12 protein-coding genes and 1 pseudogene are annotated in these 13486 nt (G+C 62.7%); 7 read left to right on the top strand and 6 right to left on the bottom strand.

Annotation, left to right across the window (positions count from 1 at the left end; translation table 11 throughout):
* Positions 1-2 precede the first annotated feature (2 nt).
* Positions 3-1349 (top strand): NtaA/DmoA family FMN-dependent monooxygenase, encoded by a 1347-nt coding sequence (locus tag LDN85_RS19635; RefSeq protein WP_223943900.1) that lies wholly within the window; start codon positions 3-5, stop codon positions 1347-1349.
* 168 nt (positions 1350-1517) lie between these two features.
* Here LDN85_RS19635 and LDN85_RS19630 read toward each other — a convergent pair whose 3' ends face one another.
* Positions 1518-2816: a VCBS repeat-containing protein gene (locus tag LDN85_RS19630; RefSeq protein ID WP_223943899.1), complete on the bottom strand. Its 1299-nt coding sequence runs from the start codon at positions 2814-2816 to the stop codon at positions 1518-1520.
* 198 nt (positions 2817-3014) lie between these two features.
* On the opposite strand from LDN85_RS19630, the pseudogene LDN85_RS19625 reads away from it, so the two are divergent.
* Positions 3015-3422, top strand: a pseudogene (locus tag LDN85_RS19625) (DUF1016 N-terminal domain-containing protein); the annotation flags it as partial.
* 47 nt (positions 3423-3469) lie between these two features.
* Here LDN85_RS19625 and LDN85_RS19620 read toward each other — a convergent pair.
* Complete coding sequence (locus LDN85_RS19620) at positions 3470-3703, bottom strand: hypothetical protein (RefSeq protein ID WP_223943898.1); 234 nt, start codon at positions 3701-3703, stop codon at positions 3470-3472.
* A 583-nt stretch (positions 3704-4286) separates the two neighbouring features.
* Here LDN85_RS19620 and LDN85_RS19615 point away from each other — a divergent pair.
* Positions 4287-4439, top strand: coding sequence for a hypothetical protein (locus tag LDN85_RS19615; RefSeq protein ID WP_155854137.1), 153 nt, complete (start codon positions 4287-4289; stop codon positions 4437-4439).
* A 55-nt stretch (positions 4440-4494) separates the two neighbouring features.
* On the opposite strand, the gene LDN85_RS19610 is transcribed toward LDN85_RS19615, so the two are convergent.
* Entirely contained in the window at positions 4495-4851 is a 357-nt protein-coding gene (locus tag LDN85_RS19610) for a hypothetical protein (RefSeq protein WP_026547805.1), read from the bottom strand.
* 528 nt (positions 4852-5379) lie between these two features.
* Between LDN85_RS19610 and LDN85_RS19605 the strand changes: the two genes are divergently transcribed.
* On the top strand, positions 5380-6396 hold the full coding sequence (locus tag LDN85_RS19605; protein ID WP_026547806.1) for a hypothetical protein: 1017 nt from the start codon (positions 5380-5382) through the stop codon (positions 6394-6396).
* Here the strand turns inward: LDN85_RS19605 and LDN85_RS19600 are convergent.
* Both LDN85_RS19600 and LDN85_RS19595 read right to left on the bottom strand, forming a co-directional pair.
* Complete coding sequence (locus LDN85_RS19600; protein ID WP_223943897.1) at positions 6393-6734, bottom strand: hypothetical protein; 342 nt, start codon at positions 6732-6734, stop codon at positions 6393-6395. The genes LDN85_RS19605 and LDN85_RS19600 overlap by 4 nt on opposite strands.
* A 61-nt stretch (positions 6735-6795) precedes the next feature.
* Positions 6796-7248 (bottom strand): GNAT family N-acetyltransferase, encoded by a 453-nt coding sequence (locus LDN85_RS19595; protein WP_223943896.1) that lies wholly within the window; start codon positions 7246-7248, stop codon positions 6796-6798.
* A 79-nt stretch (positions 7249-7327) separates the two neighbouring features.
* Here LDN85_RS19595 and LDN85_RS19590 point away from each other — a divergent pair, with 79 nt between their 5' ends.
* Entirely contained in the window at positions 7328-8257 is a 930-nt protein-coding gene (locus tag LDN85_RS19590) for a threonine/serine dehydratase (protein ID WP_026547808.1), read from the top strand.
* 164 nt (positions 8258-8421) lie between these two features.
* On the opposite strand, the gene LDN85_RS19585 is transcribed toward LDN85_RS19590, so the two are convergent.
* A complete protein-coding gene (locus tag LDN85_RS19585; RefSeq protein WP_026547809.1) occupies positions 8422-9429 on the bottom strand; it encodes an ABC transporter substrate-binding protein in 1008 nt (335 codons plus the stop codon).
* 291 nt (positions 9430-9720) lie between these two features.
* On the opposite strand from LDN85_RS19585, the gene LDN85_RS19580 reads away from it, so the two are divergent.
* Together LDN85_RS19580 and LDN85_RS19575 are read left to right on the top strand one after the other, a co-directional pair.
* Positions 9721-10710 (top strand): LLM class flavin-dependent oxidoreductase, encoded by a 990-nt coding sequence (locus tag LDN85_RS19580; protein ID WP_026547810.1) that lies wholly within the window; start codon positions 9721-9723, stop codon positions 10708-10710.
* 120 nt (positions 10711-10830) lie between these two features.
* On the top strand, positions 10831-13467 hold the full coding sequence (locus LDN85_RS19575) for a trehalase-like domain-containing protein (RefSeq protein ID WP_223943895.1): 2637 nt from the start codon (positions 10831-10833) through the stop codon (positions 13465-13467).
* Positions 13468-13486 lie beyond the last annotated feature (19 nt).

Here is a 13486-nt window from a genome sequence, read left to right as displayed (position 1 = left end):
CCATGACCCGCGATATTTTCCAGCCCAGCGGCCGGATCCAGTTCGGCATTTTCTTCCAAGGTGTTAACTCCGGCACCATCTGGAAGGCTCCCCAGGCGGGATCGCAGACGGACTTCGAGTCCTTCCGCCACATCGCCCAGACCGCCGAGCGAGGCAAGTTCGCAGCTTTCTTCCTCGGTGAAGGCCTCCGCCTGCGCGAACACCTCGGGCGTCCGCACGCACTGGATGTGGTGGGCCGGCCAGACGCCCAGACCATGCTGGCCGCCCTCGCCGCGGTCACCAGCAACATCGGCCTGGTGGCCACCCAGAACACCACCTACAACGACCCTGCAGACCTGGCGCACCGCTTGTCCTCCCTTGACCTGATCTCCGGTGGCCGGGCCGCGTGGAACATTGTCACCACGGACAACGCCTGGACCGGTGCCAACTTCCGCCGCGGCGGATACCTGGACCACGCCGACCGTTACAGGCATGCCGAAGCGTTCGTCGAAACCGCCAAACGGATCTGGGATTCATGGGAAACCTCGTCCGGACCGGCCCGGCCGGTCCTGCACGAAGGACAGCACTACACCGTTGATGTCACACCGCGGCTGCCGCGCAGCGCCCAGTACCGCCCCGTGCTTTTCCAGGCCGGCGATTCCCCGGACGGCCGCGATTTCGCAGCCCGCCAGGCGGATGTGATCTTCTCCGCCCACCCCAAGTTCGATGACGCCGTGGAGTTCCGCCGCGACATCGTGGCACGCTCCATCGCAGCCGGGCGTGGAGCCAATGCCGTGCAGATCATGCCCGCCAGCGAGTTCATCCTTGCCGCCACCGATCAGGAAGCCCAGGAAAAGAAGGCCTGGGTCCGCAGCCTGCAGATCGGGCCGCAGCAGGCCATTGCCTATCTGGAACAGTTTTGGGGCCGGGAGCTTTCCTCCTACGATCCCGATGGTCCCCTTCCGGAGATCGACCCCGTGGTGGAGGAAACCTCCGAGACCCGAGGCAGCGGCTTCCACGGCGCCAAGGCCCGCCAACTCGCTGACCAGTGGAGGGCGGAGGCCAAGGACAAGGGCCTGTCCATCCGCCAGTTCGTCACGTCCAAGACGGCACGGATCGACTCCACGTTCACCGGTTCCTACACCGCCGTGGCAGACCACCTCGCAGAATATGCCCGGGTTGGCGCGGTGGATGGCTTCAACATTTCACCGTGGCTCATCCCCACCGGAATCGACGACATCGTGAACCACCTGGTACCCGAACTCCAGGAACGCGGCGTCTACCCCACCGAATACCGTGGCACTACGCTCCGGGGAAACCTGGGGTTGGAGACGCCGGTCCGTGCCGAAGACGTGGTGCACGTCCCATGAGCACGGCCCGCCTTCTGCAGTTCTGGCGGCGCTGGTTTGGTTTCACGCCGGGCCAGCGCCGCAGGGCGCCCGACGACGGCGGGCCGGGTTCCGCCGTCGTCGACCCTTCGCGCGGGACCGTACATATTCAGCTGACAGTGATGGGGCAGCCGCTGTAGCACCCGGGGCTTAGAGCAGTTCCTTGAACACGTTCCAGCCCCGGCCGACAGGGCCGTATGGGCCGTAGAGGCCAGTGGCGGAAGCGCCGGTGATGTAGCTCAAAAGGTCGCCGTTGGCGGCGACGGCCGAGAGTTCGTTGTATTTCGAGTGGCTGGAACTACCAATTCCGGCTACCTCGGTGAACGCCTCCCACCCCGGGCCGAGGGACGCCGGATCCTCCCAGCCGCCCTCGCCGTCAGTGGGGTACTGGTGCAGGAAACCGTCCTGGTCGCGTCCGAAGATGTCCACGGCACCATCGGCATTCATGTCGCCGCCGGTGATGATCTTGTTCATGACCTGCCAGCCCCAGCCCACCTGTTCGCGGGGGAGCCAGCCACCTTCGCTGTCGCCAGGGTAGAGGAAGAGGCCGCCTGCGGTGTCCCGTGCCAGAACGTCATTGGTGCCATCGCCGTTGAAGTCGCCCGGGCCCACGATGGAATTGAAGACGTTCCAGCCTTGGCCCACCTGTTGCCTGTCGAGCCAACCGCCCTCGCCATCGCCGGGGTAGAGGAAGAGCTTGCCTGCTGCATCGCGGCCGAGGAGATCGTTGAAGCCATCGCCGTCGAAATCGCCGGGGGAGAAGACGATGTCAAAGACGTTCCAGCCCTGGCCTACCTGCTGTGGCTCGTCCCAGGAACCCCAATATGCGGGGCAGGGGCCCTCGCAGGCGCCCTTGTAATAGGTGTATGTCCGCGGGTACAGGATGAGCCGGCCATCGTGCGTCCGCGCGAGGGGCTCAAAGTTGCCCCGCCCGGTCCAGCCCATGGCCCTGCTGGAGGCCTTCACCGGCAAGGTTTCCGAACTCAGCTGCGTGCCGGTTGGGCAGCCCTGGTTTCCCGGGGTGAGGGGATGGACCCGCATGGATATCCGGCTGCCCTGGTCCTCGGGCAGGATCCGAAGAGTTTCCCCTTGCCGATCCTCCGGAAGCGGATCGCCGTCGCGCAACCACTCCAAGGTGATGCCGTCACCCGAGCCGTCCGGATTCCGGCAGCCCCAGTAGCTGTAGTCGTACTGGCGGCGCAGCTCGGCACCCACGTAGGCGGCGCCGTCGATGATTGGCGTTGGCTGAGTTGGCTGAGTTGGCTGCGGTAGCTGCGTGTCCGCGGTTGCGGGTGGTGCCTCCGTGGCGAGCAGCCCCGCCGCGATCAGTCCCGCGGCCAGCAGACCGGCCGCCATGGCCTTGGCCGGCACCAGTGGATACCTCTTCTTGAGCGCTTTGGTTTTGAGCGCTTTGTTGGGCGCTTTGGTGCGCGCTCGAACGTTCCCCATGATGTTCCCCCCGGAAGCGGCATTGACGTGCGTAGGTTGTGCTGAGGCTACCGCACTTGGGGTGGGGCAGTCAGGAGGCTCGAGTGATCACCATCAGTCGGAACAACCCGCCCACAGATCAGGACGACCGCCTACTGATGCCCCGTAGGCTCAATTGTCCATACAGCGTCTGGACAATTGAGTCCAAGGTGGCTGTCGGTGGCTCGCATTCTGCATGCCGAGTTCCCGGAGATGAAAGGCCTTTCGCCGCGCAATACCCAGTACATGACAACGTTCGCCGGAGCCTGGCAACGCAGCCCAATTGCGCAACAAGCTGTTGCGCAATTGCCGTGGGGCCACGCCACTGTCCTGCTGGACAAGTTGGACATACGGGAAAAACGCACTACCTACGCTGCGGCGGCCGTCCAATACGGGTGGTCCAGGAATGTCCTGCTGAACATGATCATGAACCGGACCCTGGAAAGGACCGGAGCAGCTCTGTCCAACTTCGCGCACCAGCTTGTTGCGCAAGACTCCGAGCTCGCCCAACAAATCGCGAAGGACCCCTACAACTTCGAATTCCTGGGCTTGTCGGGGGAAGGTCGGAGTTCTGAAGTGTCCCAGCGCTCTTGAGACCCTTGGCAGCTGATGCCGAACGCCTTGCCGATTTCGTCTCAGGACACGCCTTCGGTCCTTGCCGCGGCCACGGCTTCATCGAGTTTTGCTTCGATCTCTTGGAGGTTCCGTCCGAGGGCAGCCATGGTGTGCAGTTGCAGGTCCGGGGCGATGTGCCGGAACCATCGTTCCTGAAATAACAGTTCAAAGTCGTCGCGATGACTGACGTAGCTGAGGTCGTCACTCGTTGAGACGCCGGCCTTCACCAGTGCCGCGCGGGCAGAAGTCCTCACCGAGGAAGCCCGCACCCAGGCCGAACAATAAGCCTCCGAAGCGAACGACCTCATCGGTCGGGGCCGCCTTGGCCACGAGCTCGCCGACGTCCTGGACCAGGACGCGAAAGAACCCTCACCATAGAGTCGGATCCCACGGACGGCAAAATTTCAGAAGTCGCCACCGCAACAGGTGCTTGACCAGGAAACTTCAGATGACTCGTCTGTGGCTTTGTCGCCGGGTCAGGACGATGCGCGGTTAAAAGTGGTTGTCCCTCACGGATTGAGGCAGAGCCATTGGTCGTCCTGGGTTGCTCACCTGTGAGGTTTCCATTGCGGCGGATTTACGGTTGGTCGCTAACGTCATAAATCGGCGCGTGCCGACAGTCGAGACGAGCATATAGGAAGGCGAAACATAGAGTACTCCCTGTTGTCTAAATGGAAATGGGGAAGTACTTTGCAGTTCAAGCGTTCCGCTGGGGTCTTTGTCTCCGGCGTATTTTTGTCCATTACTGGGTGGGTTGTCGGTTCTATAGGTGCGATGGCAGCGACGGCCTCGATTAGGCCTACGCTCTACGGGAGCAGCGGGCCTAACGGCGTAGCCATGACCTTTGCAATTTTGGGCTTCCTCTGCGGCCTTATCGGCACAATCATGATGTACGTGGCCGCCCATAGGGCCCTAGTGAAGATCGACGCACTTCAGGTGCAGGCGCCGGCCGAGACTCCCGCACCTGCTGTCGGGGCTTCCTCCGAGTAGCCGAATCGGAAGCCCCTGGAGACTATGTCTCAGGGGCTTCCAAACATCTGCCAGTTCAGACTTCGGCGCACGCGCCCTTGGGCACGGAGGGGTGTCCGAAGAGGACGAAGTGGGTTCCGTCTTTTTCTTTAACTGCAATATAACTGGGCTGGTAGAGCTGAACTGCGGACTCGCAGATTGCTATGGCAGTCTGTGCTTCCTCACTGCCTTGCGCTCCGCGTGGGTCGCTGAGTGCGGTGTCGATGCTAAGCCTGCCCGGTTCCGGCTCGGTCACTGCGGTGACTCTCTCGGCCCAGGCCGCAGAGGCGTTAGCTGTTTTGAAGGCCGCAGTCTTGTCGGCTTCGGCAGATGTGGGAGGGACAGTCTCTGCGGCTGCTGCCGGCTCGCTGCTCTCTGTCGTCAGTTCAGGCATGCTTGATGTGGACCCTGGTTGGGTTGCGGGTGAAGAACATCCCGCGAGCAGCAGGCCCGCAACGGCGAGTGGGATGCGTTTCCTATTCAATGTTGTCCAATGTCCGGAGGCGCGCAAAGGCGATGGCCCCCGGCGGTGAGACGTCAGGGAACGGAGAATCACCGCCTTGCTGCCGTACGCACAGACCTCACCTTACCCATGGATGAAAGAACCGGTTGAAGGGTGCAGTACCCCTTACGGTTAGAGTGGCGGAGAGATCCCGATCGTGTCGCAAAAACCCAGAGAGAATTTTTCCGTCGCCTCATAAGGACTGGACTCAAACCTGTTGATCAATTCGTGCGGATTCGGAGATCACTCCGCTGAATCGGCGACGCACGTTTCCTCAGCGGCTTGGACCGCCGAGGCCCGAAACACCTTGAGCCTAAGAAAGCTCTCCCGGGTTGGTTCCTCGATGTACGGACGAGTCATTACTGAACTCGTCCCAGGGTCTGGTCCTGCCTAGGCGTAACGTCCGTGGTGGAATGGACCGTGGAAAAGACGCTGACCGAACTTAGAACCGGGATTGAATCCCTCAATGGGCCGTACCGCGAAGTGGTTGACCAGCTGAGTATGGAGGATCCCGAGGTCCATGCGCGCGTTAGAGACGTAATACTCATTTGGGCCGAAGCTCTCGGCCCGGACTACGAGTTTCTTTCAACTTATGAAAGCTCAGTCCTGGTAGACACGAAGTCCATCAAGGCTCACGACAACGATGTTGAGCAACTGAGGGCCGCCCTAACGCAGCGTGACTCGAAGAATATTGTGATCTGGAGTGGATACCTACTAAATACGCTCAAGAGATACGTCTCCAAGGTTGAACGGGTATCCATGGACCATGCCAGTAGGAATGGGCATATCCCAGAAGCAGCTTTGAAAGCACGGGATGATTCTCGGAGGGCCTCGTTGCTTGAAGCTCGGATTGAACAAGCGGAGATGTCCCAGGAGCTTCGTGCCGGCCTATTGTACGCACGGACGACGGTCAAGGAACTTGAAGCGGCGGCGGTAAGCGCGCGAACCGCCGCTGGCTTCGTATCGGGAGCGAAGCTAACAGACAGGTTCGAGAAGTTATCGAAGTATCACCTTCGGTCGGCGCTTCTGTTTCGCTGCCTGACGGTTGCTGGCGTCGCTCTCGGTATCGTGGGGAGCTTTGTTCTGGGGTTCGTGCCAGGGGCCTCTCATGGAGGAACAACGACAACAGGAGATGCGATTATCCGAATTTCGCTTCTGGGCGCAGTTCTGGGTTTGGCGACCTATTTCGGCAGGCAAGCCGCATATCATCGCGACCTTGGCACCTGGGCCAGGACTATCAAAGAGCAGCTACTAACTTTTGACGGCTACGTCGAGCCTTTGACGGATGTCGATCTTCGGAACCATTTGCGAGCGGCCTTTGCTTCAAGGGTGTTCGGTTCCTCCCCAGATTCCAAGGAAGACGCTGGAGTGTCGCTGAGCTCAAACTTCATGAGCGAACTACTGGCCGCTGTCGGTAAGTCCGCAGCCAAGCCCTAGATCCCCTGTTCGTCAGACCAGAAGAAGAAGGGCATCACGTGGAAACGTGACGCCCTTCTGCGGTGCTGGAAATCGGATTGCAGATGCATGTCGTAAATCGCTGCAGCCATGTTCGCCAGCTGCACCATTAGCGCAGCCTGCGCCGCTGTCTTGTTCTTACTCGATGCCGCCAGGAACAACATCGCGGTGCCGGCAATGGACGGCAGGGCAACCGCTTTGCTGTGCTGGCGAGGTGCACGCAATTGCGCAGTGCGGGACAACTCCGCGGCGGTTTCGGCCAGCGGTCCAGGTGTGGTTTCGAGACTTTCGCCGGTTGACCCGCCCTTTCTGGAGCCCACGTCAAAGCAACACTCGATCACCGCAGTCGACGCTCCAACAAACCCCCTCCTACGAGAAAGGCTAGGGCCACCGAGAAGGGTTTGGGGCGACCATGAAAACATCCACCGGGTCCTCGTTTTCGAGCACGAAGCCATGCCGCTCATACAGGTGGCGTGCGGGGCTGCCCTGGAGCACGTTCAACCGGAACGGGCGCTCGTCCACGGAGGCCGCCATGACGTGCCGCAGCACCTGGCCGCCGAGCCCCTTTCCTTGGTGCGCCGGGGCCAGGTAGAAGTGTTCGATCCATTGCGAGTCCGGCTCGGGACGAACCGCAATGACGCCAGCGTCCACGCCGTCGCTGTGGATGATGGACGTGTGCTCCGGCTGGAACCCGTTCAGGAAGCGCTCGCGGACCCGCACAGGATCGAAACGCTCCAACCGTTCCAGGTCCGGGCGCATCACCACTGCCCGGAGTTCTGCTATCCAGGCAGCGTCCGAGGCGACGGCGGGGCGGAGGGCAAAGTCTGCAGGCATGTCTCAAGCCTATGCTGTGGAGTCGGTCAGGAGGCCTTTGCAAACCATAGGATGAAACGGACGGAAAGGTGCAGCCACGATGGTCACACGCGAAGAAGTAGAAGCAGCGTACTCACGCACAGCGGGCTGGGTCCGACACACGCCCTTGGCTGAAAGCGGCGATCAGGAGCCGTACCACCTGTGGTTCAAATGCGAGTACATGCAGCACACAGGCTCCTTCAAAGCCCGTGGCGCGTTCAATCGCCTGCTCACGGCCCAGGAAAGCGGCGAGCTGGACCCCGGGGTTGGCATTGTGGTGGCATCCGGCGGGAACGCGGGCCTCGCCAACGCCTATGCGGCGGCGAAACTCGGCGTTCCGGCAACGGTGTTCGTCCCGGAATCAGCGCCGGCCAACAAAGTCCACAAGCTCTATGCCATAGGCGCCACGGTGGTCCAGGGCGGTGCCGAGTACGCCGAAGCCTATGCCGCTGCCATCCGGTTCGCTGAGGAGAAGGGTGCGGTCTATTGCCACGCCTACGATCAGCCGGAGATCGTGGCCGGTGCGGGCGGGGTCGGGCTTGAGCTGCTTGATGAACTGCCCGACGTCGACACCATCGTCGTTGCTGTTGGCGGCGGTGGCCTGATGGGCGGCATCGCAGCTGCGGCCGAGGGCCGGGCACGGGTTGTGGGCGTCGAACCTGAAACTGTTCCCACACTGCACACGGCACTGGCCAAGGGCGAGCCTGTGGACGTAGCTGTTTCCGGGATCGCGGCTGATTCCCTCGGTGCCCGCCGGATCGGGGAGATCGGTTTCGGGGTTGCCCGCCGCACCGGTGTCCACAGCGTCCTGGTCACGGACGAGGACATCATCGAGGCTCGTCGCGCGCTTTGGGAAAAGCACCGGATCGTGGTGGAGCACGGTGCGGCGGCGGCCTATGCTGCGTTGCTTTCAGGAGCGTACAAGCCGGACGACGGCGAAACCGTTGCCGTCATCCTGTGCGGGGCCAACACGGACCCCGCCCACTTCTAACCGCACCCAAGCAGGCAGCAGCAAACGCTCCATTGAGCGGCGCGGAATCATATGGTCATTGCGGCATGTGCTGCCACCTGCTTGGGCCAGGGGCGCAAGAATCCCCGCCGGGGGATGTCCGGCGGGGATTCGGCGTCGGCAGGTCTGCCCTGCCATAGCAGTTCCTACTTTTTGGGCAGGCCTGCCGGGTTCAGTTCGGATGCGGGAATGGCCTCGGATGAAAGGCCCCAGCGGTCCAGGATCTTGGCGTAGCTGCCATCCTTGATGAGGGTGTTGAGCGCGGCTTGGGCCGCCACAGCCAAGCCGTTGCCCTTCTGGGTAGTGAACGCGATCTCGGCCTTCAGCGGCCAACCACCTTCCACCGTTCCCACTTCCTTGGTCTTGCCGTCCTTGGCTGCCTTGTAGGCTGCCGAAGCATTGGGGCCGAAGGTGAGGTCCGCGCGTCCTGACTGGAGGGCGAGCTGGGAGGCGGAGTCGTCGTCGTAATACTGGAAATCAACCGGCTTCAAGCCGTTCTTCTTGTTCTCCTCGTCCCAGCGCACCAGGATGGCTTCCTGGTTGGTGCCCGAGCCCACAATGATGCGCTTGCCGGCCACGTCCTTGGCTTCCTTGACCTCGCCGATGTCCGAGTCGGCCTTGGCATAGAAGCCCAGGAGGTCGTTGCGGTATGTGGCGAAGTCGAACTTCTCCTTGCGTGCCTCGGTGACGGTGACGTTGGAGAGAACAGCCTCGTACTTGCCGGACTCCACACCAAGAGGCCAGTCGGCCCACGCTACCGGCAGGACCTCAACCTCAAGGCCCAGGGTCTCGCCCACGGCGTAGGCAATATCCACTTCGTTTCCAATGAGGGTCTTGTTGTCCGTGGCGAACGTGCTGAGCGGGGGAGTGCCGCCGGTGGTCACCACGGTCAGCTTGCCATCGGCCTTGATGGCGTCAGGAACCAGAGCGGCCGCAGCCGGGTCCACTGAGACCTTGATGCGGTCCTGCTGCGGCGTCAGGTTGAACTCTTTGGCGCTTGACGAGCTGGATGAAGCGCCCGTGCTTGCCGATCCTTGCGAAGCGGACGCGCCCGTAGCCGCCGTCGCTCCCGGGTCAGAGCAGGCCGCGAGTCCGAGTAAAGCGGTGGCGGCCAGCGCCGCGGTGACGCCGGTTTTGGCTGCAAAACGTGCCATTGGTTCTCCTTGGGTTCGTCCTGGTCGTCGCGACAGGGCGGTCTGATGCGTACTTGTGGCTGCAACTATCCGGCAGCCCTGCGAGCCAGGTCAAAGCACTCTGAAACGCTGGGATACAGGGGTTCATGGCGGTTAATCGGGCGTCGAACGGGGTCACAAATGCGTTCGGAAAAGGCGCGGAAACCACTGCGCGACGCAACTCACAGAAATAACCCGGGTGCCGCCGTCGTTGTCGCTTAAGTGCCCGGCAATCAACCGTGCGGGCACCGAAACGTACCGAAAGGCCTTCCTGTGACTGTTCCTCTTTCCATCCTCGACCTGGCAACCATCGGCAAGGGCCAGACGGTGGCGGAAAGCCTCGCGGGCAGCGTGGCCATGGCACAGAAGGCCGAAGAGCTGGGATATCGCCGCGTTTGGTATGCCGAGCACCACAACATGTCCGCGATTGCCTCCTCGGCCACCAGCGTGCTGATCGCCCATGTTGCCGCGCACACCAATACCATCCGGCTCGGGGCCGGTGGCGTCATGCTGCCCAACCATTCACCGCTGACCATCGCCGAGCAGTTCGGCACATTGGAGACCCTGCACCCGGGGAGGATCGACCTCGGCCTGGGTCGCGCGCCGGGCAGCGACCAGAACACCATGCGCGCACTGCGCCGGGACCACACGTCCTCGGACAGGTTCCCGCAGGATGTCCTGGAACTTCAGGGCTACCTTACTGGCCCCACCCGCATCCAGGGTGTTGAGGCGACGCCGGGCAAGGGCACCAACGTGCCGCTGTACATCCTGGGCTCCTCGCTGTTCGGCGCCCAGCTGGCCGCGCAGTTCGGGCTTCCCTACGCGTTTGCTTCACACTTTGCCCCGGCGGCCCTGCAGGACGCTGTTGCCATCTACCGACGCGAGTTCAAGCCGTCGGAACAGTTGTCCGAGCCGCATGTCATTGCAGGCGTTAATGTCACTGCCGCGGACTCCAATGCAGAGGCGCAGGCCATCCATCTCGCGGTGAAGCGCGCCCGTGTGTCGCTGTTCTTCGGCGGCGGCCGCGAATTCACGGACGATGAAGCGGACATGGTGCTTGACTCCCCGCAGGGCCAGCACATCGCCCAGATGATGAAGTTCTCCGCTGTTGGAACCAAGGACGTGGTGCGCGACTACCTTGACGAGTTTGCGACGTTCGCGGACGCCGACGAACTGATCGTGGCGCATCAGAGCATCGGGACCGAAGAGCGCCTGCGGTCGGTGGAACTCGTGGCAGAGGTTGCCGGGCTGGTGAGCGCGTAGGCGCACCGTGAGACCAAACGCATAAATCCAAGGAAAGGTTTACGCGTTTGCAACCTACTAGGTAGTCAAGCGAAACCGTCCGGGCGGAGACTGTAGTTATCCGCTTCGGAAGGGTCTGCCATGCCTACGCACTTGAACCAATCAGTTGCCGATTCCGCGCTGCTGATGAAATCGCTCCCGCTTGGCCTGCTCCGAACGGTGCTCCAATCCGATGCGGAGAACGGCATCACCCCGCAGTTGTTCGCAGAGCTGAGGGTCCTTGCCCGGGTTCCTGGTTTGCTGGTGGCCTGTAACTATGGCGGCACCCTCTGTTCGGCGGAGGGGGTTTCCACGGAGACCTTGCCCCTGGACAGCGCGGCCGTGGCACTCCGTGCGCTGGCCGCCCTGCCGAACACCCACACGGCCATCATCTCCGGCAGGTCCCTCAGGGACCTGGCGGCGGTGTCCAGGTTGCCCGCGGAAGTCCACCTGGTGGGCTCCCACGGGATGGAGTTCGATATGGGGTACGCCTACACGCTCTCCCTTGCCACCGAGCAACTGCTTCAACAGGTGGCCACAGCCCTGACCGAAGCCGTGGGTTTCGAGAAGGGCATCAGTGTTGTCCGCAAACCGGTTGGCGTCGCCGTGCATACCCGGCCGGCAACAGCTGAAGTGGTGGACCGGGTAATTTTCGCCGCGCAGAAGATCGCCATCGAGTTTGGCCTCTACTTCATCATCGACGGCACGGTATTGGACCTGACGGTCGAGGAGCCGGCCAAGGGACAAGCCTTGGAACAGTTGCGTTCGAGGCTCGGGGTCAGTGCCGCCCTGTACGCGGGCGATGCCGAGAGCGACGAGAAAGCGCTCGCCACCCTGCGAGGCCCCGATCTTGGCCTGCACGTTGGAGCAGGGGATACGACGGCGGAGCACACCATCCCGGATCCGGAATCCTTTGCGCGGGTCCTGGCTTTGCTGTTCGAACTGCGCCGGGCGTGGTTGTTCGGCGAGGACGCGGTAGGCCTGGAACGGCATTCGATGATCGGCAATGGAAGCTCCACGGCGTTGCTCACCCCGGACGCAAAGGTCTGCTGGATGAGCCACCCGTTGCCTGATTCCGGCTCGCTGTTTGCGCACATCCTGGGCGGTGACCCCGCAGGCCACTTCAGCATAGAACCCGTGAAGCCGTCCCCGGTGCTGGCACAACGCTATGTGGATAACACCATGATCGTAGAGACCCGGTGGGCGGACGTCACGGTCACCGACTATCTGGAACCGGCCCCGGAGGGAATCACCAGCCTGGTCCGGGTCCTGTCCGGAACAGGTCAGGCCCGCGTGGTCTTCGCACCACGCCCCGACTACGCCAATGCGCCTTTCAACATGGAGATCCGCGGCGATGAGGTGCATATCATCGGAACCTCGGATCCGATCATCCTCACTGCACCGGGCGTGGCCTTCACCATCACCAGCGACTCAAAATATGCCACGGCAACGGCCGAGGTCTCCCTCAGTGCAGGGCCTGTGGTCCTGAACATGCGGTGCGGGGATACTGAGCCGCCTCCCGCAGACCCGGCTGGTGAACCCCAGCGGCGTACCGCCGTCGGGCAGGCAGCGCGTGACTGGGTCAAAGCACTTCAGCTGCCCACCATCAAGACTTCGCTGGTGCGTCGTTCCGCCCTGGTGCTGAAGTCGCTGGTACACGAGCCCACCGGAGCCGTGCTGGCCGCACCCACCACGTCCCTCCCGGAAGGAATTGGCGGCACACGCAACTGGGACTACCGGTATTGCTGGCTGAGGGACGGGTCCATGACGGTGAACTCGCTGGTGTCACTGGGGTCCACGGCCGAAGCCGACGGGTTCTTGGGATGGCTGGGCCGGATCCTGGAAAACGCGCCGGGCCCGGAGTGGCTGCATCCCCTGTATTCAGTGACCGGGGCGCCGCTCTCCACGGAGGCGATCGTGGAAAGCCTGCCCGGCTACGCGGGCTCCAGGCCGGTGCGGATTGGCAACGCGGCGGACCACCAGGTCCAGCTGGACGTGTTTGGACCCATCGCGGACCTGATCCATGATCTCGCCGAGCGGCGTGCATTCCTTCCTGACGAGCACTGGTTCCTCATGGAGCAGATGGCGCACGCCGTCCTGGCCCGGTGGCACGAGCCGGACCATGGAATCTGGGAAGCCCGACGGCCGCCCCGGCACCATGTGTACACCAAGGTCATGTGTTGGGTGACGCTGGACCGGGCGCTCCGGGCCGCTGCTTTGCATGGCAGGGTGGCGCATGCGGACTGGGCTTCCACTGCCCACACCATCCGGGAGGAAGTGCTTCAGGAAGGCTGGGATTCCTCCGCCGCGTCCTACACGGTGGCCTATGACAGCCCGGACCTTGACGCCGCTGTCCTGCATATCGGATTGTCCGGACTCCTGGACGCCCAGGACCAGCGCTTCCTGGATACCGTGACTGCCGTGGAGCGCGAACTGCGGGTGGGGCCCACCGTTTTCCGGTACAGGTACGACGACGGCCTGCCGGGCTTGGAGGGCGGCTTCCACATCTGCACCACGTGGCTGATTGAGGCCTACCTTGCAGTGGGCCGGCTGGATGATGCGTTGGAGCTGTTCAACCAGTTGGTGGCGTTGTTTGGTCCCACGGGGCTCCTGCCCGAAGAGTACGATCCCGGCACGGAAACCCATCTGGGCAACCATCCCCAGGCGTACTCGCACTTGGGCTTCATCCGCTGTGCGCAACTCCTGGACCACTATTTGGCCAGCGCGGACGTGGAGTAGCCCAAGTGTCCGTACCAGT

Origin of the sequence: Arthrobacter sp. StoSoilB20, from assembly GCF_019977295.1 — a bacterium.
Taxonomy (GTDB): domain Bacteria; phylum Actinomycetota; class Actinomycetes; order Actinomycetales; family Micrococcaceae; genus Arthrobacter; species Arthrobacter nicotinovorans_A.
Note: the sequence above shows the minus strand (reverse complement) of the source record. Positions and strands in the feature narration are given on the sequence as shown.

Excerpts from the sequence above, each read along its gene's own strand:
- LDN85_RS19635 (WP_223943900.1), top strand. The coding sequence starts at position 3 with ATGACCCGCGATATTTTCCAGCCCAGCGGCCGGATCCAGTTCGGCATT.
- LDN85_RS19630 (WP_223943899.1), bottom strand. The coding sequence starts at position 2,816 with ATGGGGAACGTTCGAGCGCGCACCAAAGCGCCCAACAAAGCGCTCAAA.
- LDN85_RS19615 (WP_155854137.1), top strand. The coding sequence starts at position 4,287 with ATGACCTTTGCAATTTTGGGCTTCCTCTGCGGCCTTATCGGCACAATC.
- LDN85_RS19610 (WP_026547805.1), bottom strand. The coding sequence starts at position 4,851 with ATGCCTGAACTGACGACAGAGAGCAGCGAGCCGGCAGCAGCCGCAGAG.
- LDN85_RS19595 (WP_223943896.1), bottom strand. The coding sequence starts at position 7,248 with ATGCCTGCAGACTTTGCCCTCCGCCCCGCCGTCGCCTCGGACGCTGCC.
- LDN85_RS19590 (WP_026547808.1), top strand. The coding sequence starts at position 7,328 with ATGGTCACACGCGAAGAAGTAGAAGCAGCGTACTCACGCACAGCGGGC.
- LDN85_RS19585 (WP_026547809.1), bottom strand. The coding sequence starts at position 9,429 with ATGGCACGTTTTGCAGCCAAAACCGGCGTCACCGCGGCGCTGGCCGCC.
- LDN85_RS19575 (WP_223943895.1), top strand. The coding sequence starts at position 10,831 with ATGCCTACGCACTTGAACCAATCAGTTGCCGATTCCGCGCTGCTGATG.